The organism is Candidatus Binataceae bacterium, from assembly GCA_035508495.1.
Taxonomy (GTDB): domain Bacteria; phylum Desulfobacterota; class Binatia; order Binatales; family Binataceae; genus JASHPB01.
On sequence record DATJMX010000065.1, the window covers coordinates 1 to 25,081 of the forward strand.

Genomic DNA, 25,081 nt, shown 5'->3' on the forward strand with positions numbered 1-25,081 from the left:
GCATTGTCGACGATTCAGGACGCAAATATCGCGCAGACCTACGCGACCTTCACCAAGGAGACGGTGCTCCAGCAGGCCGGCGTCCAGGTGCTGAAACAGGCGGATAACACGCCGTCGCAGCTCCTCGCGCTGTTCCAGTAGAGCGTCATCGACCGTTAGCCGGGTGAGGACCGCCTCACCCGGCCCGAGTGGAAGGAGCCGGGGGAACTGGCGAAGAGCTGAACCAAGGAAGAATCTATGTCGTCAACGTCGGCAACATCACCGGTCACTTTCTCCAACTTCACGGGCATCGATTTCAATCAGATCATCAGCGCGATCACGGCCGCGGACCAGGTTCCGATCAACAATCTTCAAAACCAGGTTGTGGCCGAGAACACGGCCATCAGCACGCTCGGCACGATCGGCGGCGATTTCACGTCGTTCCAGACCGCGCTCAACAACCTCAATACCAGCACCGCGATCGCGCCGATGGGCGTCACGGTTTCAAGTGGCGCGCCGTTCAGCGCCTCGGTAATCGGCGGCCCGACGGCGGGAACCTACAGCGTCAGCGTCAATCAGCTGGCCTCGGCAGAATCGCTCGCCTCGCAAGGTTACGCGAGCGACACCGATTCGGTCGGCAGCGGCACGATCACGATCACTTCGGGCGGCACGCCGTACCCGGTCACGATCGACTCGACGAACAACACCCTCGACGGCGTGGCCTCAGCCATCAACGCGGCCGGCGCGGGCGTGACCGCGCAGGTCGAAAATACCGGCATCACGGGCGCCCCTTATCGCCTCGTCATCACGAGCAACGAAACCGGAACCGCAAACGGCTTCACAGTCAGTCAATCGCTGAGCGGTGGCACCTCACCCGATTTCACCGACAACGAGATCGGCCCCGTCAGCTCGGCGATAACGGGAACTTCCACGGCCACTATCGGCGGCTCTTACACCGGCAGCCTCTCGCAAGGCTACCAGTTCACCGTGACCTCGGGCGGCACGCTCGGCACCGATCCGATAACGATCGCGTACACCTCGGACTCCGGCGAGCAAGGCTCGATCGTGGTCCCCGCCAATTATTCCGGCGGCGCGCTCACCGTCGCCGATGGACTCACGCTCTCGCTTGCCGGCGGCACGCTCAATACCGGCGATAGCTTCGCGGTGGGCGCCTTCGTTCCGCAGCTCAGCGCTGCGCAGAACGCGCAGGTCCAGATCGGTAATCAGATTGTCACATCGTCGACCAATGCGGTGAGCAACGCGATACCGGGGGTGATGCTCGCGCTCGGCAACACGGGAGGTCCCGCAACGGTCAGCGTTGCTCCGGATCAAGTGGCGCAGGGCAACGACATCAACGCGGCGGTGCAGGCGTACAACACTCTGGTCAATGACATCACCACCAATACGCAGGCGGTTCCAAATCAGACCGCGCCGCCGCTCGCCAGCGACGGCGGCCTGCGCGAGGTCCTGTTCAATCTGCAAATGCAGCTCGGGAACATCAACCTCTCCAACCTCGGCATCACGGTCAACCAGACCACCGGGCAGTTGAGTTTCAGCCAGGCGAGCTTCGCGACCGCGCAGGATTCCAACCCGAGCGCGGTGAGCTCGGCGACGCAGCAGCTCTATTCGGCGATGAATCCAATCGTCAGTGGGGCGCTGCAACCGAACGACGGCGTGATCGCGAGCGAGACTGCTTCGGATCAGACCCAGGTCACGAGTCTCGACGCCCAGATCACCAATATGAACAACGAGCTCAACCAGCAGACCGAGCAGCTGCAGGCACAATACGCGCTGCTCCAGGGCACCATCGCATCGTACCAAAGTCTCGCCGCGCTGTTCACCGACAGCTCGAGCAGCGACTCATCGACAACGTCGAGTTCGACCACCATACCGGGGACCAATCTCACGATGTCGGCCTAAATCAAGCAAGGAAACAGACTCATGCGACACATGGCAGCATACGCACAACTCCAGACCGTCACGCTCGGCGGCGAACAGGCGTTCGAGGAACTCTACACCCGCCTGGCGCGCTGGACGGGCGAGGCCGCCGACTGCCTGCGAGGCGGCGACGCAGCGACCGCGGAGACGCGCCTGGAGAAGTGCGTGTCGCTGCTCGGCTACATGGATCGCGTCATCGATCTCTCGCAGAACTACGAGATCGCCGCCGCCATCCTGAGCCTGCATCGTTTTGCAATCGGCGCGCTGGTGAAGGCCAAGGCGCAGCGCACTGCGAGCGATCTCGCCGGGCTGCCGCAGGTCTTCCTCGGACTCGCCGAGATCTTCGCGGCGATGGCGGCCAAGTGCATTCCACACCTGGAGAGCGAGTACGGCGTCAACGCGCCGGCGCTCGAGTAGCGCCCCCGCGTAGTCCGCGAGGTCCAGGTTATGAAGGCCGGTCAGCGCAAAGCAGAGGTCAGAGCCCGCGAGTGGCGCTCTCCCCTCGCACAGGCTCACACCCTCCCGGCCTTATGCGATGCGCGCCAGCCGGACCTCGCGGACACTTTCATCGCACGTGCGAATGCGGCGGCGGTGCGCAGCGATTTCGCGACCACGGTCAGATACTACAAGCGGGCGTTGGAGCGGCGGCCGCGCGACGCCGAATTGTGGTCCAATCTGGGCTGCGCACAGACCCGCCGCGGCCGCGCTCGCGATGCGCTCAAGTCGTTCGTGCGCGCGCTCGAAATCGACCCCGACTCGGCGCGCGCCAATTCGAATCTCGCCACCGCGCTGGAAGCCGCGGGCCGCGTTGACGACGCGATCGTGCTCTATCGACGCGCGGTCGCGCTCGATCCGCGCTACGCGCTCGCGCACTGCAACCTCGGCGGAGCCCTGCAGCGTGCGAACCGGCTCGACGAAGCAATCCGTCATTACCTCCTCGCACTCAAGATCGACCCGGAAATGGCCGACGCGTGCTCCAACCTCGGCTGCGCGATGCAGGCGCTCGGTCATATCGAAACCGCCGACGCATGCTTTCGACGCGCGCTGACGATCCGCCCCGATCATCACGAAGCGCTCATCAATCTAGGTGACGTGTGGCGTGAGCAGGGGCGCTTCAACGAAGCGCTCGGATGCTATCGGCGTGCGATTGCGCAGCGTCCGCAGGAGTGGGGCGTGCGGGTCAAGGAAGCGCTGACGCTGCCGGTGGTGCTCGAGTCGAGCGATCAAGCCGAACAACTGCGCGCGCGAATGGTCAGCACGCTCGAAGCGCTCGAACGCGAGGGCGCGCGGCTTGACGATCCGAACCGCGAAGTCGGGATGGCGAACTTCTATCTCGCGTACCAGGGTCACAACGACGCGCCCCTGCAGGCGCGGATCGCGCAATTCTATCTTCGAGCCTGCCCTGATCTCGCGTGGAGCGCGCCGCATTGTCACGTTCCGCGCGCGCCGCGCCGGCGGCTCAAAGTTGGCATCGTGTCCGCACACCTGGGCGATCACACGGTCGGCAAGCTCTATCTCGGCATCATTCAAAAGCTGTCGCGCGAGCGCTTCGAGGTCATCGTGATGCGCCCGGGGCGCAAGAACGAAGCGGCGGCGAAGGCGATCGGCGCGGCTGCCGATCGCGATGTCGAGCTGTCACTCGATCTGCGCACGGCGCGCCAGCAGATCGCGGCCGAAGAGCTCGACATCCTGTTCTACCCCGATATCGGGATGGGCTCGCTAACGTATTTTTTGGGCTTTGCGCGGCTGGCCCCGGTGCAATGCGTCAGTTGGGGGCACCCGGTTACGACCGGCATTCCGAACATCGACTATTTCCTCTCGGCGCGGGGCCTTGAGCCGGCCGCTGCGCAGGCGCACTACACCGAACAATTGGTGGAGCTCGATTCTCTGCCGGTTTACTACAGGCGTCCCGAGCGCGACGTCGAACCGCTGACGCGCGAGCAGCTCGGACTGCCGGCGGCGGCCACGCTCTACGTATGCCCGCAGAGCATCTTCAAGTTTCATCCCGCTTTCGACCTCGAGCTGGCGGCGCTTTTGCGGCGCGATCCAGACGGGCACCTGGTCCTGATCGCGGGCCAGCGCCCGTATTGGAGCAAGCTGCTCGGCGCGCGAATCGCGCGCAACTGCCCCGATATCGCGGGCCGGGTCGTATTTGTGCCGCGGGTCAGCCAGGCGCTCTTCCCACGATTGCTGAAAACCGCGGACGTCCTGCTCGATCCACCTTATTTCGGTGGTGGTAACACCAGCTTCGAGGCCTTCGCGGCGGGGCTTCCGATCATCACGTGGCCGGCGCCCTTCATGCGCGGCCGCGTCACCGCAGGCTGTTACGAGCGGATGGGCATCACGGAGTTGATCGCGGACAGCATGGAGTCATACGTCGAACTCGCGTACCGCGTCGCTCATGACCGCGAGTATCGCGAGCGTGTTTGCGCCGAGATCAAACGGCGCGCCGACGTGCTGTTCGAGGACAGGGCCGCGATCGCCGATCTTGAGCGCTTCTTCATCGCCGCGGCAGATGCCGCCGGCGAGGGCCGTAAAATCGCCACTCCGGGAGTCCAACCATGAACGAACATATCGATGATGCGCGCGAGGCGACCTGTCCGGCCTGCGGCTATCATATCGCGGTCGCTTTTTTTGATGGCGGAGTACAGCCGCTGGCGACCCTCGGATGGCCCGCCAACGCCGAGGCGGCGCTTACGATGACGCGTTTGCCGGTAAACTTCGTGCGCTGCGTCGAATGCGGTCATGTGTACAATCCCGATTTCCAATACGCGCAGGTGCCATACACCGACAAGCCGAATCTGATGTTCAATCGCGGCACGCGATGGTCGGAATTCGTGACCGAGACCGTCGACAACATTTTGGGCATGGTTCCGGAGCGGCCGGTGGTGGTCGAGATCGGTCATGGCGATGCGAGCCTGCTGGCGGCGATGTCCTCGCGATGCTCGCGGGGCCGCTTCGTCGGTTTCGATCCGCATGGCGCGCGCGGCACGCACAAGAACGTCGAATTGCGCGCCGAGCTGTTCAATCCGGGCGAGCACCTCGCCGAGCTGGCGCCCGATATTGTGGTCAGCCGCCACGTGCTGGAGCATCTGGCCAACCCGCTCGCCTTTCTCGAGCACATTGCGTTCGCCGCGGCGCGACTCCATCGCGCGCAGCTCTGCTACTTCGAGGTCCCATGCATCGACCGCGCGCTCGAGACGCGCCGCACCGTCGACTTTTACTATGAGCACAACTCGCAGTTTACGACAGAGTCGTTCAAGCGGATGCTGGGACGATGCGGCGCGGGATTGTCGAGCATCAGCCACGGCTACGACGGCGAGGTGATCTTCGCCTACGTCAGCCTGGGCGCGCCGCGCAGGCATCTGGCGTCCGCCGTTGAAGCGCGCGAGTTCCGCGTCGCAACCCACGAGGCGGCGGCGGGAATTCGCCGCAAGCTGAAAGAGCTGCTCGCTTCGGGACTTTCGATCGCGATCTGGGGTGGCACCGGCAAGTCCGCCGCTTTCATTAATCGCTTCGGCCTCGATGCCGCACGCTTTCCGATCGTGGTCGATTCAGACGCGGCCAAGGCCGGCACGTTCGTGCCGGGCACCGGACAGGAAATCCGGTCCGCGTCGTGGTTGAAGGATCGGCCGGTCGATGTCGTGATCATCCCACCCCAGTGGCGCGCCCGCGATATCATCGCCGAGATGGAAAGAACGGGCATCAGGTTCGATCGCGTTCTGATCGAGCATCAGGGTGAGCTGATCGACTTCTTCACCGATCCGCATCCATACCTCGAATACAAACCGCGCCAGGCACGCGGCCGATCACGCGAAGCGCATCGCGGCACGCCCGCGAGCGCTCTCAACGCCGTTCACTAGAAAGAAAAAGAGCGGTGGCCTTGTCAGCCACCGCTCCGTTCGATCCGGTCTGCGTCAGTTATTTCGAGGAACTCGGCGGTGGCGTGTTGTTGCTTCCACCACCAGTCGTGCCCGCGACTACCCCGCCAGCGATCGCACCACCGGCGGCAATCACGCCGAGAGTTGTAAGAGTTGCGGGTCCGAGTCCAGCTCCGGCCGCAGCCGCTTCGGCGCCAGTCGGAATGTAGCCGCAAGGAACGATCACATACTGACCCTTGCCCACGTCCTGACCGGGGTCGTTTGGCGTGGCCGGATTGGTCACGTGCACTACGCCGTCCTCGACCCAGACTTCCGTGATCTGCCGGCAATCGGGATATTTCTTGGATTTCGGCGTACCCTCTTCGTAGTCCTCATCCCACTCGGTGCCGCGGACCGCTCCAACTGCGTTGGGAGTGTGAACTTCGAAAGCGTTGGGCGACCCGGTGCGCATCGCCCCGACGATCAGAGTATGCAAACGTCCGCCGAGGAGGCCGACCTTGCTCGGCGCTTCGGCGCCGCCGATGTTCTGGCTTTCATCGATCGAGAGACTGCTGTTCGACGACAGTGTCATTGCGCTGCCGCCGAGCATCGAAATAGTCAAAAAGGAGTTGGCTCCCGTGTTCACCTTGTCATGAAGCTGAACCGGCATCGACAAGGTTGCGGGGGTCGTCGCGGCACCGCGAGTAACCGTCGCCGTGCCTTGCAGAAGTGAAATTGTGCCGACCGTCTGCGCGAATACCGCCGACGACGAAACAGCCAATCCTGCTGATATCAGCGCAGCTGTGACGAAACCGCGCGGCGTATTGCTCGGAAACCGGGGCAACCGCATGCTAAATCGACCTTCCTAAAGAATTTCCCGCCCGCTCGAACTTGTCACAATTTTCGAGCTAAAAGCAAACGTCGCGCTAGCTTAGCAACCGAAATCTATTGTTAGAAGGCCTAGACACAGCCACGCGCACTGTATCCCTCACTCTATAGCGAGGCTGGCAAACGACACCGCCGACTCGGTTTGCGGCTCCATCGCGATTCCATACTTGAGCAGGCGCGCGGATTTGCCTTTAAGCAGCTCCAGCTGGGTGTACATCGGCGCCAGCCCGCAGATCCGGCGCGCATCGCGATCCTTAGCGACATCGGCAAAGAATCCCTCGGGATCGCCACGCTTGATGTGCTCGATTAACTGGAAGTCTTCGCGCTGTACACGCGAGGCTACATCCTGGTCGACTGCGAATGGGTCGCCGAACTTCTTGCCGACGTGCGCGAAATCAACACCCGCGATCACGAGCGCCTGGCGTTCCTCGGCGGCGAGCTCCTCGCGCAGCGCGTTTATAAATGACGCGACGCGCTCGTCGCGCGCCGGAGCCTCACCGCGCGCGACCATTTCGTGAAACGAGCTGACGAGAATCGGCACCACTTTGTAGCCGCGCGTACCGAGGGTCCACGCCAGGAACAAGATCTGAAACTCGATCGAGTGCTCGCTGCGATGCAACAATTCGTCGGCAAAGAGATCACCGGCGGTATAGCGCTCGGAGAGGCGGTCGATGAAGGCGGCGTCGGTTTCGACGGGCCCGAATGGCGTCGCATAGTTCTTGCGCGTCGCGGTGAAAAGCTCCGGACCGCCGCCATAGTGCGAGGTGCCCAGGATCACGACCAGCTCGGGCAGCTCGTGCGACATCAGCTCGTGATAAGCGTGGGCATAGGCGGCGGCGCCGCGTCGCGGATCGATATGAGGTGAAATAAGCCCGGAAAGCGTGGCGCTCTTCTTGTCGGCCGGCGCACGTCCCGGTCCCTCCGGCGCATCGAAGAACGCTGCAAGCTCGAGTCGCAGCTTGGCCGGATCGCTCTCGTAACAAAGTCCGGCCAGCGCGGCTGGCCGATCGGGTGCGGCGAGAAATTCCTGGCGTACCTGCCGCATGCGCTCGGCGAACGCAGGCGAGTCGAGGAAAAATCCCTGGTCGAGCGCGTTTACCAGCTCTTCGAGCTTTTCGATCGGTATGATCTCGCCATTGAAGCGCCGCGCAAACGCCGTCTGGATGTCGCGCAGCGAATGCTCGCCGTCGAAAAGCGTGACCAGGTGATAGGCACCCATCCCGAGCAGTATCGGCTGCGGCGCGTAGCCCGCGGGATCGCGCAGACCGATAAACGTCTGACCCTGCTGTTCGACCGGAAAAGCTTCGAGCGGACGAATTTTGGGATTTTCCATTGTGGATCGCGCCCGCGTCTGGGCGTTGAAATCGATGCGCGTTTACAGATGCTAGGGGCTTTGGCAGACTGCGGCAAGCGTGCTCATCGCACGCGGCATGAAAATCCGCACGCAGGTCAGAGCATGAAGATTGTCCGCTATCTGCAGGATGGCTTCGCGCGTTACGGCGCGCTCGAAAACGAATCGATCGTCGCGCTCGAAGGTCCGCTCGAGGCACTCAGGAAGTCTCCCGACGCCAAACCGCTTCGGAGCGCCGACGTCAAGCTGCTCGCGCCCGTCGCGCCGAGCAAGATCGTCGCGGTCGGCGTCAACTATCGCGATCACGCCAAGGAGATGGGCCGCGAGCTGCCGGCCGAGCCGCTCATCTTTATAAAGCCCTCGACCTGCGTGATCGGACCCGCCGATCCGATCGTCTATCCGCCGCAGTCGCAGCTCGTTCACTACGAGGGCGAGCTCGCGATCGTGATCGCGCGCAAAGCCTCGAAGGTGAGTGAGAAAGACGCGCGCAAATACGTGCTCGGCTACACGATCCTCAACGATGTCACCGCGCGCGATCTCCAGCGCCGCGACGTCCAGTTCACACGCGGCAAGGGCTTCGACACCTTCGCGCCAGTCGGCCCCCTGATAGCGACGGACATCGATCCGCGCGACCTCGGGATCGAAACCCGCGTCGGCGGCGAGGTGCGCCAGCACGGCCGCACCTCCGATATGATCTTCGGGTGCGACTTCGTGTTGAGTTATATCTCGCACATTATGACGCTGCTGCCGGGCGACGTTGTCTCGACCGGAACACCGGCTGGAGTCGGCGCGATGAAACCGGGCGATTCCGTCGAAGTCGAAATCGAAAAGATCGGATGTCTGACCAACACCGTCATCGCGCCCAGCTGACGCGCTCGAGTCCGCGCCGCAACCCTTCCGCCGTGCGGCGCTTTCGCGTCGCGAACGCCGATGACCTCGCGCCGGGACAGTCACTCAAGTTCATGCTGCCGATTCGCGGCGCCGACGAGGAATGCTTCCTCATCAATTTCAATGGCGAGTTCCACGCCTACGTGAATCGATGCCGGCATGTGCCGATGGCGATGGACTGGGTCGACAACCAGTTTTTCACCGACGAGGGCAACTACCTGATGTGCCAGACGCACAACGCGTTCTACGAACCGGTCTCAGGTGAGTGCGTCGCCGGTCCGCCGAGCGCGTGCGGAAAGTTGCTCTATCGGGTGCCGTTGGAAGTCAAGGACGGCGTGATATACGCGCGTCCGAACGTCGAGGAATTCGAGGACTAGCTCTGCGCGGCGCGTGCCGCGCGATTTGATCTTATTCGTACTCGTCGCCGAAATGCGCGCGAACGATCCGCGCCTTCAGATACTCGAGCGTGCCAAGGTCTTCGACGATGTCGCCGCCGGTGTCGTAAAAGAACAGCTCACCATTCTTGGTGCGCCCAACGGCTATGATCCATTCCAGGTCGTCGCGGTCTTCGAGCAGATAATTGATCGTCTGCGCCACTCCGCGTCCCGGAATGATCGTAATCTTCGGCCGCGCGAGCTTTTCCTTTTCCTGCTTGGGCATCGCCTTGATTAACCCTCTGGCGGGGGAAGGTCCGTAAACCGACCACTGCTCTTACATTAAGAACGCCCCGTGATTTAAGTCAATAGTACCTGAGCCGCAACCTCAATGTGATGCGTGTTGGGAAAGAAATCATACGCGCGAACGCTGCCGATTTTGTAATCACTTTTCGTCAGCACGCGAAGATCGCGCGCCAACGTGCTCACGTCGCACGACACATATACGACCATGCGCGGCCGCATTCGAACAATTTGCTCCATCAACTCGGCCGCACCAGTTCGCGGTGGATCGAGGATCACTATATCAGGTTTGTAGCGCGCGCGGCGGAGGAACTCCGCGGTCTCCGACGCTTTCATCGCGATAAACTGGCTGTCGCGCAAGCCCAGACGCGATGCGTTGCGGGCGGCCGCCGCAATCGCCGGCGCGTCTGCATCGACGCCCGTCACCCGCGCGCCGCGCCGCGCCACCGGCAGACTGAAATTTCCCGCGCCGCAGAACAGATCGAGCACCGCAGCTCCTTCGAGCGGCGCCGCCATCGCGATCACCGCGGCAACGAGCTTCAAGTTCTGCGCCCGATTCACCTGGCTGAACAGGTCAGCATCAGCCTCGAGCCAGAGACCATCTTCGAGCTCGATCCTGGTCGTGGCGTCGCCGATCACGTCGCGCTTATCGCCGGAGCGCAGAACGATGCCCGCGATCCCGCGATCGTCGGCGAGAACCTTGCGCGCGCGCTGCAACTCCTCCGCGCCCGCCGGCTTCTTCAAATATCCCACCAGCACGTTGCGATCGCCCGCGCGCACGACTTCGATCTCGTCGAGCTTGCGCGCGAGCGTGCGCGCCAGATGCACCGGCATTTTCATCCCGGGCTCCGCCACCATGCACGATTCAATCTCGACCATCGCGTCCGAGCCTGACTCGCGAAAGCCGAGCGCTCCGTGCGCTGCGGCCTTGAGCCTGATCCGCGCGCGATAACCAAACTCCTCGGGCGCAGGCTCAATGAGATCACGCGGCTCGAGCTTGATGTCGAGGGCATGCCCGAGCGTGCTCGCAACCAGCTCGGCCTTGATGCGAACCTGCGCGGGATACGTCAGATGTTGCCAATCGCAGCCCCCGCATCGCGGAAGATACGGGCACGGCGCAACGCGACGATCCGGTCCTGGCGCAACGATCGCGCGAATCTTGCCCAGCGCACTTCCGCGCCGCTGCCCGGCGACCTCGACCTCCAGGCGATCGCCCGGCGCCGCATGCGGAACCATCACGGTTAGGCCGTCGAGATGGCCAACGCCATACGGTCCGAAACTCATCGCACTGATTTCGATCTCGGGCATCCCGCCAATTCTAACTGGTTAGGTCGGCTGATGCTGGCACTCCTACCCACCAATCGCGCGCACTATAATGTGACGCTGGCCCAGCGCCACCATCTCCAACCCGATCCTGGTGACTCAATTGGCGATTGAAACTGAAGCAGACCTTCGCAACCTCATCGAGAAAAACGGCGCCTCCGACGATTCGCGCCGCCTCGCGGAATTCGCCGAGCAGCTTTTCGCGCGCGAGACACCCGACACTCGCGATCGGATTTCGGCGGCCGACCGCCTGACGCTGGCGCGCTCCGCATACGAATTCTTCTCCCTGCGCACCGAGCCGATCGCGATTCGCGTGATGCCCGGGTCAAGTGGCGAAGACACCGTCGCGATCGAAACGATGATGGTCGATCGCTCGTTCATCATCGACAGCCTGCTCGAATACTTCCGCAGCCGCGGCATCGAAGTCCGCATGATGCTGCATCCGGTGTTCCACGTGACGCGCGACGCCGAGGGACGCATCGCAAGTTTCGAACAAACGCACGCATCCGAGCACGCCGAATCCTTCACGCACGCCGAAATCGAGCTGCCATACTCAGCGAAGGCGGGCGAAGAAATTCGCCGCGACATGCTCGCGGTTCTGCGCGAGGTCCTTCAGGCGACCGACGATTTCTACGCGATGCGGTCGCAGGCGCTGCGCATCTGCGAGGAAACGGCGCCAATGCGCGAGCTGGTCGAGGTGCGCGACTTCCTCAGATGGCTGGTGCAAGGCGGCTTCGTCTTCCTCGGCTATCGCCGTTATCGCATCACCGGAGCGGGCGCGGCAGCGCGGTTCTCGGTCGAGCCGGGCACTGAGCTCGGCATCATGCGGGCGCACGATGAATCGCGTTTTCGCGAATCGGGTCTGCTCGACGAAATTGAACCCGCGCGGCGCGAGCTGTTCTTCGACGGTCCGCCGCTCGTCGTCGGCAAAACACTCGCCGAATCGCACGTGCATCGCCGCCGCCCGATGGACACGATCACGATTCGCCGCGGCGATCGTTCCGGACGCGTCAATCACTTCGACAACTTCGTCGGGATGTTCACGTCGAAGGCATATGCGGAAGAGTCGGAACACATTCCGATCCTGCGCGCCAAGCTGCGCGAGCTGCTCGACGCCGAAGGGGCGCGCCCCGGCTCGCACGATTACAAGACGCTGGTCGCCGCCTTCAACAGTTTTCCGAAAGATGAATTGTTCCGCGCGCCGCTTGAAGAGCTGCGCGATCAGCTCCGCTTAGTGCTCGACGTTAAGAGCGAGGCCGCCGTGCGGGTTGCGACGATCGTCGATGAGCATCGCGGCCACGTTGTCGTACTGATCGTGATGCCGCGCGAGGCCTTCTCCGCCGAAGTGCGCCTGCGAATCCAGGAGATGCTCGCGAAACGGCTCGACGGTCCGCTGGTGTACTACTATCTCGCAATCGGCGACAGCTACACGGCGCGGCTCCATTTCGCATTCGCGGCGAAACCGCCGCGGCCCGCTCTTCTGCGCGAGCTCGACAACGAGATCTCGCGGATGGCGCGGCGATGGGAAGATCGACTGCGCGATCAACTGATTAAAAACTACGGCGCGCCCCGCGGCCGCGAAGTCGCGATGCGGTGGGGCACCGCGTTCGACGCGGAATACAAGGCCGCGATCGGCACGACTCGCGCCGCTGCCGATATCGAGCAGATCGAGAAACTCGCGAGCGAAGGAAAATGGTTCAGCGTCGAGGCCAACGCACCAAGCTCGACCACTGAAGGCCTTTCCGAGCTGCGTATTATCGGATTGGGCGAGCCGCCGATGCTTTCCGATCTGATGCCGACGCTGCAGGATTTTTCGATCGAGGTCGTCGCCGAGCATTCTCACGAGTTGAAACCCGAGCTCGGCGGCGAGCACACGCGCGCCTATGTGCAGGCCTTCACGGTGCGCGGCCCCGAGCGTCAGCCCTTCGCTGCGATGCGCGGCGCGGCGCTCGTTGCCGATGCGATCGTCGCGGTGCGAACGGGACTTTCAAGCGACGATCCGCTGAACGCGTTGACGCTGACCGCCGGTCTGAGCTGGCGCGAGGTCGCGCTCCTGCGCACCTATCTCGTCGTCGCCTTCCAGATGCGCCTGGCGCCGGCGCGACTCGGATTGCAGCGGCTGTTGCTCTCGAACCCTGAGCTGGCGCGGCTGGTTGTCGCGTTGTTCCAGGCCCGCCTCGATCCCACCGCGGATCGATCGATCGACAAGGTCGCCGAGCTACGCAAAAGCTACCTCGAACTCGTCGGCAAAATCGAAAACATCGTCGATGACCGCACGGCGCGCGCGCTACTCTCGATGGTCGAAGCGACCGTGCGCACCAACTTCTTCGCGCCGATGCCGGAGCCCGACCCCTACATCGCGCTCAAGTTCGACAGCGGCAAGATTCTCGGCCTGCCCGACACCGCGCCGCTCTACGAGATTCATGTGAACAGCCCGCGCATGGAGGGATGCCATCTGCGCGGCGGCCGCATCGCGCGCGGCGGAATTCGCTTCAGCGATCGCCACGACGACTACCGGACCGAAATTCTCGACCTCATGAAAACACAAACGGTCAAGAATTCGATCATCGTCCCGATGGGCTCGAAGGGCGGCTTCATCGTGAAACGCACCGGCATGGCCGGCGCCGGAATCGAAGCCTACAAGACGCTGATGAACGCGATGCTCGATCTCACCGACAACCTTAGCGAGCAGGGCGTCGTTCATCCGGAACACGTGAAGGTGCTCGACGACGACGGCGCCTACCTCGTCGTCGCAGCCGACAAAGGCACCGCGACCTTTTCGGATATCGCCAACGGAATCGCGATGGCGCGCGGCTTCTGGCTGGGCGACGCGTTCGCGTCGGGCGGCGAGCACGGCTACGACCACAAAGAGCTTGGCATCACGGCGCGAGGCGCGTGGGAATCGGCGCGGCGGCATCTGCGCGAGATGGGCCGCGACATCGAGCGCGGTGCGCCCGTGACGATCGCGGGAATCGGCGACATGTCGGGCGACGTTTTCGGCAACGGGCTTTTGCGTTCACACAATGTCAAGCTCGTTGCCGCCTTCGACCATCGCCATATCTTCATCGATCCGGATCCCGATCCCGAGGCGAGCTTCAACGAGCGCAGGCGCCTCTACGATCTGCCGCGCTCGTCATGGGCCGACTACGATTCCAGGCTCATCAGCGCGGGTGGGGGCGTGTTCCGCCGCGGCCAGAAGCAGATCGAGCTGAGCGAGCGCGCTCGCGCCGTGCTCGGATGCGACGCCAGCGAGCTCGACGGCGAGTCGCTGATAAGTGCGATCCTGCGCGCACCCGTCGAGCTGCTCTACAACGGCGGCATCGGCACCTACGTACGCGCGGCGTCGGAGACCGACGCCGCGGTCGGCGACCATGCCAACGACGCCTGCCGCATCACTGCATCGGAGCTGCGCGCCAAGGTTGTGGTCGAGGGCGGCAACCTCGGGTTCACGCAGCAGGCGCGCATCGAGTACGCGCTCGCGGGCGGACGGATCAACACCGATGCGATCGACAATTCGGCCGGCGTCGATATGTCGGACCACGAGGTAAATCTCAAGATTCTCTTGCAGCCGGCCGTCGCGCGCGGCGATCTGAAGCAAGACGATCGCAATGCGGCGCTCGCCTCATGCGGCGACGACGTGGCCGAGCGCGTCATCACCGACAATCGCGAGCAGGTGCTGTCGCTCAGCCTCGAGCAGGTGCGCAGCCGCACGGGAATATCGCTCTTCTACGATCTCATGAAGGCGATCGAGGAGCGCGGCCTGTTGCGCAATCACGACCCGGTCCTGCCGACGCGCGAGGCGCTCGACGAGCGTCGGCTTCAATATACCGGCCTCACGCGGCCCGAGCTCGCGATGGTCACGGCTTTCACCAAGATCGATCTCGTGCAGTCGCTCGAAACGACGCGGCTGGTCGATGACGCGTACCTGGTCGAACGCTTTCTGCGCCCGTATTTTCCCGTGACGATCGCAAACCGATTTGAGTCCGAGATTCCGGGCCATCGTCTGCGGCGCGAGCTGGTCGCGACCGAGATGGCCAATGAGCTCGTCGATTTGATGGGCTCGACGTTCGTGCACTCTCTGGTGCGAGAATACGGCGTAAGAGCGCCGCAGGCTGTGCGCGCGTGGCTGATAGCGGCCGATACGATCGGTATCAAAGACCGCGCGGCGGCTCTGAAAGCGGGCGCGGCCGCGATGTCCGCCGACGCCGAGCTCGAGGCGTTCCTCGCGCTGGAGCGGGCCTGCCGTGCCGCGACGGGCTGGGCGTTGGGCAATGTGGATTCCGCGACGCCAGTCGGCGACGCCCTCGCGCATTTCAAGCCACCCTTCGATGCGCTTCTCGAATCGTTCGAGGATTTCCTCGTTGGCAGCGAGCGCGCGCGCTTCGAGCTCGTCTATCGCGAGCTGCGCAATACGGTAGCCGATGGCGAGCTGGCCCATGCCCTCGCGCGGCTCGCATTCGCCGATCATCTGCTGACGATTTTAGGAATCGCCTTCGAGCGCCAGGTCACCCCGGCGCGCGTGATGGAAGCGTATTTCGGACTTTCCAATCAGCTCGACTTCGCGACACTGGAGCAGGGGATCATGTCCGTCGCCAGCGACGACCGCTGGATTCAGCGCGCCATGCAGGAACTCGGCGCTGAGCTGCGCGCCTCACGCGTGACGTTGTGCGGCGCGGTGCTCGACATCGACGGCACGAATGTCGACGATGCGATCAAGCAATTGAAGGCGGCGCGCGAAGAACGATTGGCCGAGGTCGAACGATTGTTTGCGGAGCTCGCCGCCTTGCAGCCGCTCACTCCCGCCGCGATGCACGTCACGGTACGGGCGCTTACACGGCTGGCGCGGGCTGAGTAGCAACGTTGCCGTCGCTCAGCGGCGCGGTGGCCTGAAGCTCGGCCCCTTCCGGAACGAGATCCTGGTAGAGCCTGAGGCCCGCGGCGGTGAAGAACGCTGAGGTGCCGAAGGCGATCACCACACCGAGCAGATAGAAAACAACAATCGCGCCGGAAATCGAACCCGTCAGCGCAAGCCCGATCGGAAAGAAGAGCTTGGCCGCCACGTCCGGCACGGTCCAGGCGAAGGAAAAATATCCCCACCACACGATGAGAAATACCGTTATCCGCAGCGATACCTGGAAGAACCGCTTGCGCAGCAAGTCGCGGCTGAAGAGCAGTGCATGGAAGCTGCGGCGCGCGCCGAAGATCAATGCGTACTGCGCGAAGTAGAGCCACATGTAGCTGAGCGCAACCCCCGCCGCCATCGCGATAAAAAACAGGTAGACAATAATCGCGCCGAAACCCGAAGCGTAAAAGTGAATCAGCCCGACCATCCAGAAGACAAAGATCGGGGTAAGCCGCAAAAGAGAGACCCACAGAAACGCCGGCGCCATCTCGGTCGAGCGCTTGAGTATCGCGACCGCCTCGCCCATGTCGGTGGCTTCGCGTTGTCCTGCGCGCATTCTCATCAGCGTGCACAAAGTGACGAGAATCGTTACCTCCAGGATGACAAGGCTCACCAGGTAGAGCGTCTCGATGAGCCACGGGGGATACTTGTCAGGCTTCTGATCTTTCTCGGGCGCGTAAGGTTCCTGCACCGGCCGCGCGTGATTGTAAATGACGCTCTGCCCGCCCGAGGGAGCGTTCTGCAGCACGCGTTCCTGGAAGTTGATCGCATCGGGGAGCAGGCACAGCGCCGAGGCGAGGATCAGCGGCGCCAGCACGATCGCCAGCACTTTCCAACTGCTGCGCAGATCGGTCACCGAATTCGCCAGGTAGATGAAGCTGCTCTTCAGACGCTGCTGAGCCATCGGGTACAAGAGGTTGGCATCACGTTGACCCGGAGACAAGTCCGGCCACTGCCCGGTTCCGCCAATCGTGCCTGATGCTATAATCGTGCGCAGCGACATCCGCTCTGACGAGGTAGTCATGGCTGACGACGACCGCGCAGCGAAAATCGAGCTCGAAAATAAACTCATGCGTCGCCTGCGCTTCCTGGTCGAGCTAACCTTCGCCACCATTGCACAAGACAACGACCTGACCCTCGAGCAGGCCTGGGAGCACGTCATCGCGCTCAAGGGTGCGGCGGTCGCGATGTTCCCCGGCAAGGAAGAAACCTTCGACCTCCTATATCTGCCGCGTTTTTCGCGCCTCCTCGCGGAACGTTGGGGCGCGAACTAGCGCGCGTCGAGCTGAATGCTAGAGCTGAGCGGCCTCCTTGCGCGTCCCGACGGCTCGCTCGTGCAGGGCCGGGTCTCGTTCAATGAGCGAATAGATTCGGTCGTAAGCGGCGGCGCGGGCGGCGACTTCATCCTGCCCGGCTTCATCGAGCTGCAGGTCAACGGCTCGCACGGTATCGACGTGATGACGGCGACGGCCGAGACGCTCGGCGCGCTTGCGCGTCATCTCGGGCGCGAAGGCACAACCGCGTGTCTGCCGACGGCGGTCACCTCGCCGATCGATCGCATCGAGAAGGTTCATTCCGCGATCACCGACGCGATCGAGCAGACGCCGCAAAACGACGCGGCTTCGATCCTCGGCATGCATCTCGAGGGACCATTCATTTCGCCCAAGCGCCTCGGCGCGCATCCTCACCTCAATCTGGAACCTCATGGCGATGCGTTCGAGCGAACGCTTACGATGCGCGCGCTCAAGCTGATCACGCTCGCACCCGAGCTGGAGGGCGCCCTCGATGCGATTCGCGCGCTCACCGCGCAAGGCGTTGTCGTTTCGATGGGACATACCGACGCGACGCTCGATGAGGCCAACGCGGCGATCGCAGCCGGCGCGCGGATGTTCACGCACCTGTTCAACGCGATGCGCCCGCTCAATCATCGCGATCCCGGCGTGATCGCAGCGGCGCTCGCACCGTCGCCGGCATATGCGGCGATCATTCCCGACGGCGTGCACGTGCATCCGGAGATGATCCGACTCGCGATCAGATCGCGCGGAGCCGCGGGAATTATTCTCACAACCGACAAAATCGTTTTCGCAGGCCTCGACACGGCGCAAAGCGAAACGATCGGCCGCGCAAGGATCGAAGGCGGCGCGGCGCGTCTTGCCGACGGCACGCTCGCGGGTGCGATTATCTCGATGCTCGACGGCGTGCGGCTCATAGTCGAGCGATGCGGCGTGAGTGTCGGTGAGGCGGCAATGATGGCATCGACGAATCCGGCGCGGGTCGTCGGCGCCGGCGATCGCGGCCGAATCGAAGCGGGCGCGCGCGCGGATTTGCTAGTACTAGGTCCGCAGCTAGACTTGAAAGCAGTTTTTATCGCGGGCCGCGAGCTCAAATGAATCGCGCCCGACTCGACTTCATCTGGAGCAGGCGATGCCGCTGAACAAGGAATGCATCGGGCGCGAATTTCCGCCCGTCACGACGACTGCGACCGCGGACGCGATGCAGAAATATGCGCGCGCGTACAATGACGACAATCCCGCGTTCTTCGACCCGAGCCGCCACGGCGGAATCGTCGCGCCGCCGATGTTCGGCGTCACGCTCATCTGGGAAGCCGTGATGGGCGCGGTAATGGACCCCGAAGTGAAAGCCGACCTGCTGCGCCTCGTCCACGGCGAGCAGGACATGGAGTTCATCCGCCCGATTCGCCCCGGCGATACGATTTCATCGCGCGCGAAGATTCTGTCGATCGAAACGAAAGCCACGGGCGAGACGATGACCGTGGCGCTCGACTCGACCGACGCGAGCGGCGCGCCCGTGATGCGCACGCTGTTCAGCGTCTTTATCCGCGGCAAGGGCGGCGGAGCGCCCGAGGCGCGCGTAGCGGAGCCCGAGCGCGGCGCACCGCTGATCGAAGTCGCGCAGACAATCGACAAGGATCAGACCTATCGCTACGCCGAAGCCTCGGGCGATCGCAATCCGATACATGTTGACGAGAATATCGCCAAGATGGCGGGGCTGCCCGGAATTATCGTGCACGGCCTGTGCACGATGGCGTTCACGTCGAAGGTTGCGATCGACAAATTGTGCGGCGGCGATCCGGCGCGGCTGAAGCGCCTGCACGTGCGCTTTTCGCGGCCGGTCTTGCCGGGACAGACGATCACAACGCGGGTGTGGGCCGAGGGCGAAAAGGACGCGCGCAAGATCTATGCATACGAAACGTTCAATCCCGCGGGCCAGGCGGTGATCAAGGGCGGTATCGCGGAGGTCGCGGCGTAGCGGGCGCGCGGTGCGGTGAAAATCTCCTTCGGCCTTTCGCTCTCGCTCAACGGCAAATACGCCGCGATGGGCCGGCAGGCCGAAGCCGGGTTGCGCTTCTTCGCCGCGAGCGCAAATCAGCGCGCCGGAATCAGGGTCGGCAACACGTGGCATGAAGTTGAGCTCGTCTGTATCGACGACCAGAGCTCGCCCGCGCGATGCGCCGAAATCTATCGCGAGCTCTGCCACGGCCGTCGCGCCGACATCGTGCTCGGACCATATTCGAGTGCGCTCGCTCGCGTAGCGGCGCCGATCGCGGAAGAGGCGGGCGTCGTTTTAATCAATCACGGCGGCGCCGACGACGATCTATACGCGCGCGGCTATCGCACGATCGTCGGCGTGCTCAGTCCCGCCAGCGACTACCTGCAAGGCTTCGTGCGGCTGCTTGCGACGCTCAAGTTCTGGCGCAAGCGCATCGCGATCGTGGCGGCGCTGTCGCCATTCGCGCGCGCGGTCGCCACTGGAGTCGAGCGCTCATGCAAGGAGCGCTTCGCACGGCGGCGCGGAGTGAAGGTGCGCGTCAAATGGAACGCGCCCTTCGATCCCGAGGCGTCGCCGACAAAGCTTTATCCGGCGCTCAAGCGCAATCGGGTCAACGCGCTCGTCAGCGCTGGAAGCTTCGCGCACGACGTCGCGGTGGTGCGCTCGATCGTTGCGGCCAATCTCAATATTCCCGTCGTCGCTTGCGTCGCGGCGGGCGTGAACGAGTTCGGCGCCGAGCTGAGGGACGAAGCGGAGGGGATCGTCGGTCCAGCACAGTGGGATGAAAACGTCGAGCTGACGCCGCAGCTCGGCATCGGCTCGCGCGAGTTCGCACGCGCGATGCGCGCGGTGATGGGTGGCGCGCCGCCCGATTACACTGCGGCGCAGGCCTACGCAGCCGCGACTCTTGCCACGGCTGCGTTGGAGCGCGCCGGCACCGTCGATCAAATTCGCATCCGCGAAGCATTTAACGATCTGACGACCTCGACGTTGTTCGGCGACTTCGCGATCGATCGCGCGACGGGCCGCCAGACCGGCCATCGCATGCTGCTGGTGCAATGGCACGGTGGCCGCAGGATCATCATCGAGCCCGAGTCCCACGTCGATCGCGGCAACCTCGAGTTTCCCTCCGGCTGGCGCCTGGTGCTCGCCGGCCTCGAGATGCTGAAGCTCAATCGCGACACCGACGAACCTCCCGAAGAACCGCGCTGACTCAAACCTCTGGCTCTGGATTCGCTGCCCGGAAATAGCCTTTCCCGCGGCTGACGCCGCAGGCGGAAGCCGCAAACCGGGAGAGGCTATTTAGAGAGTGAATCGGCGTGACTGGTGGTTAGCGCGAACATGAGTGAGCGCCTAGAAGCTGCGGACGTCGGATGGTGGCTCGAGGCCGGCCTTTTCTGCCGAGTCTCTGGCCGCGGCATGGTAGATACCGTGCGCCATCGTCGAGGACTCGGCGTGGGCGCGGGCGTGGTAGATTTTCATGCGCGCTTCGTGGGCGGCTTTATCGTCGGGCGCCGCGGCAACAGCCCAATCGGCGAGGTGGCAAGCGATTCTCACTTCGCCGGCCTCAAACTTCTGGAGCGCACGCGCGACGATAGTGCGGACTCCGCCGGCCATTTCTGCGATCTCGCGCGCCTGCTCCGCTTCCGTCGCAGGCTTAAGATGTGACGCCTGCCCGTCGTACCATCCGCCTTCGAGCCGCCAGATATTGCGCACGATGAACTCCGGCTCGTCATAAACCGGCTGCAGCCACGGCTTCTCCGCGAGCTGCGGCGGCGGTTTCACGGTATGAATGATGTCGTCGAGCGAAGCGCCCGCGTTCATCATCTCGGTCGTCTGGTCTGAGAGACTCTGCAAATAGTTGGCGGTGTCGTTCAGCACCTGGCGCACCTTGATCGCGCCGAACACGGGATAGCCGTGACCGGGTAGCAGGACCTCGGCCCCGGTCTTCGCCATCAGGCGCAGCGCCTCGGCCCATTCGCGCGCATAGCGTTGCACCTTCTGCGGATTGCCGGCGTTGGGCGCCGCCCAGATGATCAGATCGCCGGTGCACAGCACCTTGCGCTGTGGAATGTAAACCCAGCAGTGATCGTCGGTCTCGCCGCGCGCGTGATGGCATTCGAAACGCATATCGCCGGCGACAACATTGAACTGATGATCGAAGTAGGTATCGGGATAGACGTATTCGACGGGCCAGTGCGCGGGTCGATTGAATTGGCGCGTGTTGATGCAGGAGTTGTAGCCGGGGGTGCGCTTGTAGCGATCGAAGCGCGCCTGCACTGCGCGATGGCCGACGACGCGCGGACGCGCGACCTTGTTGTGCTGCGCCTCGTTGACGAGCGCCGGCATCCCGCACGCGTGATCGACGTGGCCGTGCGTGTAAACCGCAGTGTTGACGCGATCGTGCGAGAACCGCCGCAGCATCTCGATCGTGTGATGAAAGTTGAAGTAGGCGCCAGTGTCGATCAGCACCAGGCCGTCGCTGGTAGTCACCGCCGTGTAGTTCGCCATCCAGCGGTAGAACATCACGCCCTGGGCCAGTTCTTCATGCTCGGCGGTGGGTGCTACCGGATGGAACTCGCGGGTCGTTACTTCGCCGCTATAGAGCTTCTCGGCCGTGTCGCGGATCGATCCCATTTTTGCACTCCCAATGCCAATTTCTTGGCATCCTTAGGATAGTTCGTGTTGACTCTCAGTCAAGAGGATGAAGGTCCGCGACATGCCGGATTTTCCGCTTGTGATCGACCCAAGAGTAGCGATCGTGCTGATCGACCAGGGCCGCTTCGATTCCGGCCGCGTGCGCGCCGACGATATCGATCGAATAGATGTCGCCGGCGAAGCGCGCATCCTCGGGCGCGACGCCCAGGCGCTCGAGCGCGATTTGGAAGATGCGCGGGTCGGGCTTGGCGACGCCGACCACGTGCGAATCGATGATCACGTCGAAGAACGGATGCAGCCCGAAGCGTTTCGCGTCGGATTCGATTTGGCCTTCGGCGTTCGACACGATCGCGAGCTTGAAGCCCGCGCTCTTGAGCCTCTCCAGCGTTTCCATCGTGCCGGGCCGCACGACGCGCCACAGAGACGCCTCGCCGTGCAGGCGCCGGAAGTGATCGCCATAGGCAGCAATTTCTTCCGGCGGAATTCCCGCGGCTTCCATCCAGCCGCTGAAGAAATGCGTGTAGGCCTGGATAACGTCCTTCGCCCCGGCCATCAGATGACGATCGATCGCGGCGCGGCCCTGATACTCGGCGTGCTCGAGCGCGAGCGCATCGAGCTTGCGTGCATCGCGGGAAAACTCGCGCGCAAGCAAATCGTAATCGAGGAACGCGAGCGTGCCGCCGAAGTCGAACAATAGCGCCTTGGGCTTCGAATGGTGGCGCGCTTTTGCGTGAGAAACTTTCTTCGCGGGCCGTTTTGGTTTTGCAGATGCCATCGTCGCCGATCCTAGGCCACAGCGAATCGCGCATCCAGCCCGCGTGATCAGAGCCCGTTGCTTGGGGCGGCTCGCGAAAGATATGATTTTTCTGGATTTTTAGCCGCAGCTTGCCGCGATCGGAGCGTCAGCATGTTCACTGGAATTATCGAAGACCTCGGCACCGTCGAAAGTCTCAAGCCCGCCGAGAAGGGCTACGTCATCACTGTGCGCACGGCACTGCCGACCGCGAAGATGAAGATCGGCGATTCGATCGCTGTCAGCGGATGCTGCCTGACCGTCATCGCGAAGGGGCGCGGCAAGATTGCGATGGACGTGTCGGCGGAGTCGCTGCGCTGCACGACGCTCGGATCGTTCAAGCCGGGCGATCGCGTCAACCTCGAGCGATGCCTCACGCTCGACAAGCTGCTCGGCGGTCACCTGGTCGCGGGACACGTCGATGGCGTAGGCAAGGTCGTTTCGATCAAGCCCGAAGGCGAGTCGAGCCTTTTCACCTTCGAGGTTCCCGCGGCTCAAGCGCATTACCTGGTCGAGAAAGGCTCGGCGGCGGTCGATGGAATCAGCCTGACCGTGTTCGCGATCAAAGGACGCACTTTCAGCGTCGAAGTGATTCCGCATACGCTGAAAGTTACGACGCTTGGAACGAAACGCCCGGGCGACGCGGTTAATATCGAGAGCGATATGATGGTGAAGTACGTCGAGCGTATCCTCACCGCGCGCGGAGCAGCCGGCGCGCGCGCCGCTTGATGATGGCACGACGCAAGATCGAATCGTTCGGGAGAATTCGCCGATGAGCCTGATGCAGATACCGCGCAAGATCGAATACGCCTTGCGCGCGATGATCTATATGGCGGATCGGCCGGGCGGTATCGCGCGCGGCACCGAGATCGCGCATACCGAGCAGATTCCCAAGTACTACCTCGAGAAGGTGATTCGCGATCTGATGCGCCGCGGGCTGGTGCGCGCGCGCCGCGGTCCGGGCGGAGGCTACCAGCTTGCGCGCGGCGCGGATTCGATCACGTTCCGCGACATTATCGAGGCGGTCGAGGGTCCGATCACGCTCAACGTATGCACCGACGGCTCGAGCTCATGCGCGTTGCAGCCGAGTTGCCGGATGTATCGCGTGTGGGAGAAGGGGCAGCGCGTGCTGCTCGAAGTATTTTCTGAAACCTCGCTGCAGGAAATCGCCAACACCCGCGCTCCGCTGCCAACCGAAGCGGAGCTTCTGCGTCACGCAGTCGAAGCCTTGCCCAAGGCGTGACGCGCATAAAGAATTGAACATAGGAACCTCGCCCAGCAACGCATCGTGCCCGAGTGTCGCGCACGGCCCGCGTTTCATCCGGTAGATCACGAAGTGAGCGAAAACGGAATTACGATCGCGCCGAAGTTCGGCCTCCATCAGCGCCGCGCGTCGCGAACCTTCGTCGAGAAGGCTTTCTATCTCGAAGAGTTCTACGGCAAGAGCCTGATGTTCGCGCTGGTGCCGCCCGTAGGCCAACGCGTCTCCGATCTCGATTCGCTGGTGATGACGTTGCGCGAGCTGCGCCGCAATCAGACGCGGATGATCGTCGTCGTCTCTCCCACCGCACTGCCGAAGCTGATGCGCCGGCTCGGCAGGCTTGCGCCCAAGGAGCCGCCACCGGTTTTTAATCCGTCGCACGGGCTGCGCTCGCGGCCGTATCCTCCCGATTCAACGGTCGCGGAAATCTGGGAGCGCCTGCGCGCCGGATCGATAGTCGTGGTCTCGATGAGCCGCGACGATGCGGACGACTTGACGGTCTTCGCACGCGAGCTCGCCAGCCGCCTGCGCGTCTTCAAGTTGCTCTTCCTCGATCGCAACGACGGCCTCACCGACAGGAACGGCGAGCGCCTGCCCTTCGTCGAAGAAAAACGCATCCCAAGGATTCTGCGCACGATTCGCTCGAAGGCGCGCCGCGCAATCGTTCGCGCCGCCGACCTGGCGCTCAAGGACGGCGTCGGCTCGGTCAACGTGGTCGCGCCGCGCGACGTTTACGAGGAGCTGTTCAGCTTCATCGGCGCCGGCACGCTCTTCACCGAGATGCAGTATGGATGGGTGCGGCCGGTTTCGATCGACGATTTCGAGGAGGTCGAGGCGCTAATCGAGCGCGGCCAGGACGAGGGTTTCCTGCTCTATCGCAACGCCGAGCAGATCGCGGACATCCTGCCGTCGTGCTTCGGCTACCGAATCGGCGACGAGCATCTGGCGGGAATTTGCTCACTGCTCACCGAGCCGTATCGCGCTGAGCGCGTCGGCGAGATCACGGCGATGTACACTCTCACGCGCTTCCAGGGCGAAGGCGTGGCCGGCGAGCTCGTGAAAGAAGTCCTCGAAGAGGCGCGCGCGCGGCGGCTGAAATATGTCTTCGCCTGCACCAGCGAGGAGCGCGCGGCGCGATTTTTCTCGCGACTCAAGTTCCGTCGCGTGACAGCGAAAGATGTCCCGCGCAGCAAGTGGCGCGGCTACGACCGGGGCCGTATCGGACGGCTCTCAATTTTCCGGCTCAATCTGGACAGATAAACGCGGGCGCG

Annotated in this window: 21 protein-coding genes; 14 read left to right on the forward strand and 7 right to left on the reverse strand. The window is 63.3% G+C overall.

Annotation, left to right across the window (positions count from 1 at the left end):
- Positions 1–237 precede the first annotated feature (237 nt).
- Genes fliD through VMA09_19405 form a run of 4 tightly spaced genes read left to right on the forward strand, consistent with a single transcriptional unit; the run spans position 238 to position 5,780 of the window.
- Complete coding sequence (gene fliD, locus VMA09_19390; protein HUA35783.1) at positions 238–1,899, forward strand: flagellar filament capping protein FliD; 1,662 nt, start codon at positions 238–240, stop codon at positions 1,897–1,899.
- Positions 1,900–1,920: 21 nt separating this feature from the next.
- On the forward strand, positions 1,921–2,334 hold the full coding sequence (locus VMA09_19395) for a flagellar protein FliS (GenBank protein HUA35784.1): 414 nt from the start codon (positions 1,921–1,923) through the stop codon (positions 2,332–2,334).
- Between the two features lie 30 nt (positions 2,335–2,364).
- Entirely contained in the window at positions 2,365–4,482 is a 2,118-nt protein-coding gene (locus VMA09_19400; protein HUA35785.1) for a tetratricopeptide repeat protein, read from the forward strand.
- Positions 4,479–5,780, forward strand: a complete 1,302-nt coding sequence (locus VMA09_19405) for a methyltransferase domain-containing protein (protein HUA35786.1) — start codon at positions 4,479–4,481, stop codon at positions 5,778–5,780. The genes VMA09_19400 and VMA09_19405 overlap by 4 nt, the downstream gene beginning before the upstream one ends.
- A gap of 58 nt (positions 5,781–5,838) precedes the next feature.
- Here the strand turns inward: VMA09_19405 and VMA09_19410 are convergent, their stop codons facing one another.
- Together VMA09_19410 and amrB are read right to left on the reverse strand one after the other, a co-directional pair.
- Positions 5,839–6,627: a FecR family protein gene (locus VMA09_19410; GenBank protein ID HUA35787.1), complete on the reverse strand. Its 789-nt coding sequence runs from the start codon at positions 6,625–6,627 to the stop codon at positions 5,839–5,841.
- A gap of 138 nt (positions 6,628–6,765) precedes the next feature.
- Positions 6,766–7,998, reverse strand: coding sequence for an AmmeMemoRadiSam system protein B (gene amrB, locus VMA09_19415; GenBank protein ID HUA35788.1), 1,233 nt, complete (start codon positions 7,996–7,998; stop codon positions 6,766–6,768).
- A gap of 123 nt (positions 7,999–8,121) precedes the next feature.
- On the opposite strand from amrB, the gene VMA09_19420 reads away from it, so the two are divergent.
- Both VMA09_19420 and VMA09_19425 read left to right on the forward strand, forming a co-directional pair.
- A complete protein-coding gene (locus tag VMA09_19420; GenBank protein HUA35789.1) occupies positions 8,122–8,886 on the forward strand; it encodes a fumarylacetoacetate hydrolase family protein in 765 nt (254 codons plus the stop codon).
- Positions 8,853–9,281, forward strand: coding sequence for a Rieske 2Fe-2S domain-containing protein (locus VMA09_19425; protein HUA35790.1), 429 nt, complete (start codon positions 8,853–8,855; stop codon positions 9,279–9,281). Before VMA09_19420 ends, VMA09_19425 begins: the two co-directional genes overlap by 34 nt.
- A gap of 31 nt (positions 9,282–9,312) precedes the next feature.
- Here VMA09_19425 and VMA09_19430 read toward each other — a convergent pair whose 3' ends face one another.
- Entirely contained in the window at positions 9,313–9,564 is a 252-nt protein-coding gene (locus tag VMA09_19430; GenBank protein ID HUA35791.1) for a hypothetical protein, read from the reverse strand.
- A gap of 74 nt (positions 9,565–9,638) precedes the next feature.
- A complete protein-coding gene (locus VMA09_19435) occupies positions 9,639–10,865 on the reverse strand; it encodes an RsmD family RNA methyltransferase (GenBank protein ID HUA35792.1) in 1,227 nt (408 codons plus the stop codon).
- A 142-nt stretch (positions 10,866–11,007) separates the two neighbouring features.
- Here VMA09_19435 and VMA09_19440 point away from each other — a divergent pair, with 142 nt between their 5' ends.
- Positions 11,008–15,759, forward strand: a complete 4,752-nt coding sequence (locus tag VMA09_19440) for an NAD-glutamate dehydrogenase domain-containing protein (GenBank protein HUA35793.1) — start codon at positions 11,008–11,010, stop codon at positions 15,757–15,759.
- Here VMA09_19440 and VMA09_19445 read toward each other — a convergent pair.
- Positions 15,734–16,831 (reverse strand): hypothetical protein, encoded by a 1,098-nt coding sequence (locus VMA09_19445; GenBank protein ID HUA35794.1) that lies wholly within the window; start codon positions 16,829–16,831, stop codon positions 15,734–15,736. The genes VMA09_19440 and VMA09_19445 overlap by 26 nt on opposite strands.
- Here VMA09_19445 and VMA09_19450 point away from each other — a divergent pair.
- Genes VMA09_19450 through VMA09_19465 form a run of 4 tightly spaced genes read left to right on the forward strand, consistent with a single transcriptional unit; the run spans position 16,830 to position 20,310 of the window.
- Positions 16,830–17,081: a hypothetical protein gene (locus tag VMA09_19450; GenBank protein ID HUA35795.1), complete on the forward strand. Its 252-nt coding sequence runs from the start codon at positions 16,830–16,832 to the stop codon at positions 17,079–17,081. The genes VMA09_19445 and VMA09_19450 overlap by 2 nt on opposite strands.
- A 15-nt stretch (positions 17,082–17,096) precedes the next feature.
- The gene (gene nagA / locus VMA09_19455; protein HUA35796.1) at positions 17,097–18,197 is read left to right on the forward strand and encodes an N-acetylglucosamine-6-phosphate deacetylase; all 1,101 of its coding nucleotides are present in this window, start codon (positions 17,097–17,099) and stop codon (positions 18,195–18,197) included.
- A gap of 34 nt (positions 18,198–18,231) precedes the next feature.
- Positions 18,232–19,077 carry a MaoC/PaaZ C-terminal domain-containing protein gene (locus tag VMA09_19460; GenBank protein HUA35797.1) on the forward strand — a complete coding sequence of 282 codons (846 nt, stop codon included), beginning with the start codon at positions 18,232–18,234 and terminating at the stop codon, positions 19,075–19,077.
- Positions 19,078–19,092: 15 nt separating this feature from the next.
- A complete protein-coding gene (locus VMA09_19465) occupies positions 19,093–20,310 on the forward strand; it encodes an ABC transporter substrate-binding protein (GenBank protein HUA35798.1) in 1,218 nt (405 codons plus the stop codon).
- A gap of 141 nt (positions 20,311–20,451) precedes the next feature.
- Here the strand turns inward: VMA09_19465 and VMA09_19470 are convergent, their stop codons facing one another.
- Together VMA09_19470 and VMA09_19475 are read right to left on the reverse strand one after the other, a co-directional pair.
- Entirely contained in the window at positions 20,452–21,735 is a 1,284-nt protein-coding gene (locus VMA09_19470; protein HUA35799.1) for an alkyl sulfatase dimerization domain-containing protein, read from the reverse strand.
- A gap of 55 nt (positions 21,736–21,790) precedes the next feature.
- Complete coding sequence (locus VMA09_19475) at positions 21,791–22,531, reverse strand: HAD family hydrolase (protein ID HUA35800.1); 741 nt, start codon at positions 22,529–22,531, stop codon at positions 21,791–21,793.
- Between the two features lie 132 nt (positions 22,532–22,663).
- Between VMA09_19475 and VMA09_19480 the strand changes: the two genes are divergently transcribed.
- The 3 genes from VMA09_19480 (at position 22,664) to VMA09_19490 (ending at position 25,070) form a co-directional block, all read left to right on the forward strand.
- The gene (locus VMA09_19480) at positions 22,664–23,278 is read left to right on the forward strand and encodes a riboflavin synthase (GenBank protein ID HUA35801.1); all 615 of its coding nucleotides are present in this window, start codon (positions 22,664–22,666) and stop codon (positions 23,276–23,278) included.
- 43 nt (positions 23,279–23,321) lie between these two features.
- A complete protein-coding gene (locus VMA09_19485; GenBank protein ID HUA35802.1) occupies positions 23,322–23,792 on the forward strand; it encodes an Rrf2 family transcriptional regulator in 471 nt (156 codons plus the stop codon).
- A gap of 93 nt (positions 23,793–23,885) precedes the next feature.
- Complete coding sequence (locus tag VMA09_19490; protein ID HUA35803.1) at positions 23,886–25,070, forward strand: GNAT family N-acetyltransferase; 1,185 nt, start codon at positions 23,886–23,888, stop codon at positions 25,068–25,070.
- Positions 25,071–25,081 lie beyond the last annotated feature (11 nt).

Coding starts and splice junctions, on each gene's coding strand:
- fliD (HUA35783.1), top strand. CDS start 238: ATGTCGTCAACGTCGGCAACATCACCGGTCACTTTCTCCAACTTCACG.
- VMA09_19395 (HUA35784.1), top strand. CDS start 1,921: ATGCGACACATGGCAGCATACGCACAACTCCAGACCGTCACGCTCGGC.
- VMA09_19400 (HUA35785.1), top strand. CDS start 2,365: ATGAAGGCCGGTCAGCGCAAAGCAGAGGTCAGAGCCCGCGAGTGGCGC.
- VMA09_19405 (HUA35786.1), top strand. CDS start 4,479: ATGAACGAACATATCGATGATGCGCGCGAGGCGACCTGTCCGGCCTGC.
- VMA09_19410 (HUA35787.1), bottom strand. CDS start 6,627: ATGCGGTTGCCCCGGTTTCCGAGCAATACGCCGCGCGGTTTCGTCACA.
- amrB (HUA35788.1), bottom strand. CDS start 7,998: ATGGAAAATCCCAAAATTCGTCCGCTCGAAGCTTTTCCGGTCGAACAG.
- VMA09_19420 (HUA35789.1), top strand. CDS start 8,122: ATGAAGATTGTCCGCTATCTGCAGGATGGCTTCGCGCGTTACGGCGCG.
- VMA09_19425 (HUA35790.1), top strand. CDS start 8,853: ATGTCTGACCAACACCGTCATCGCGCCCAGCTGACGCGCTCGAGTCCG.
- VMA09_19430 (HUA35791.1), bottom strand. CDS start 9,564: ATGCCCAAGCAGGAAAAGGAAAAGCTCGCGCGGCCGAAGATTACGATC.
- VMA09_19435 (HUA35792.1), bottom strand. CDS start 10,865: ATGAGTTTCGGACCGTATGGCGTTGGCCATCTCGACGGCCTAACCGTG.
- VMA09_19450 (HUA35795.1), top strand. CDS start 16,830: ATGGCTGACGACGACCGCGCAGCGAAAATCGAGCTCGAAAATAAACTC.
- VMA09_19445 (HUA35794.1), bottom strand. CDS start 16,831: ATGACTACCTCGTCAGAGCGGATGTCGCTGCGCACGATTATAGCATCA.
- nagA (HUA35796.1), top strand. CDS start 17,097: ATGCTAGAGCTGAGCGGCCTCCTTGCGCGTCCCGACGGCTCGCTCGTG.
- VMA09_19460 (HUA35797.1), top strand. CDS start 18,232: ATGCCGCTGAACAAGGAATGCATCGGGCGCGAATTTCCGCCCGTCACG.
- VMA09_19470 (HUA35799.1), bottom strand. CDS start 21,735: ATGGGATCGATCCGCGACACGGCCGAGAAGCTCTATAGCGGCGAAGTA.
- VMA09_19475 (HUA35800.1), bottom strand. CDS start 22,531: ATGGCATCTGCAAAACCAAAACGGCCCGCGAAGAAAGTTTCTCACGCA.
- VMA09_19480 (HUA35801.1), top strand. CDS start 22,664: ATGTTCACTGGAATTATCGAAGACCTCGGCACCGTCGAAAGTCTCAAG.
- VMA09_19485 (HUA35802.1), top strand. CDS start 23,322: ATGAGCCTGATGCAGATACCGCGCAAGATCGAATACGCCTTGCGCGCG.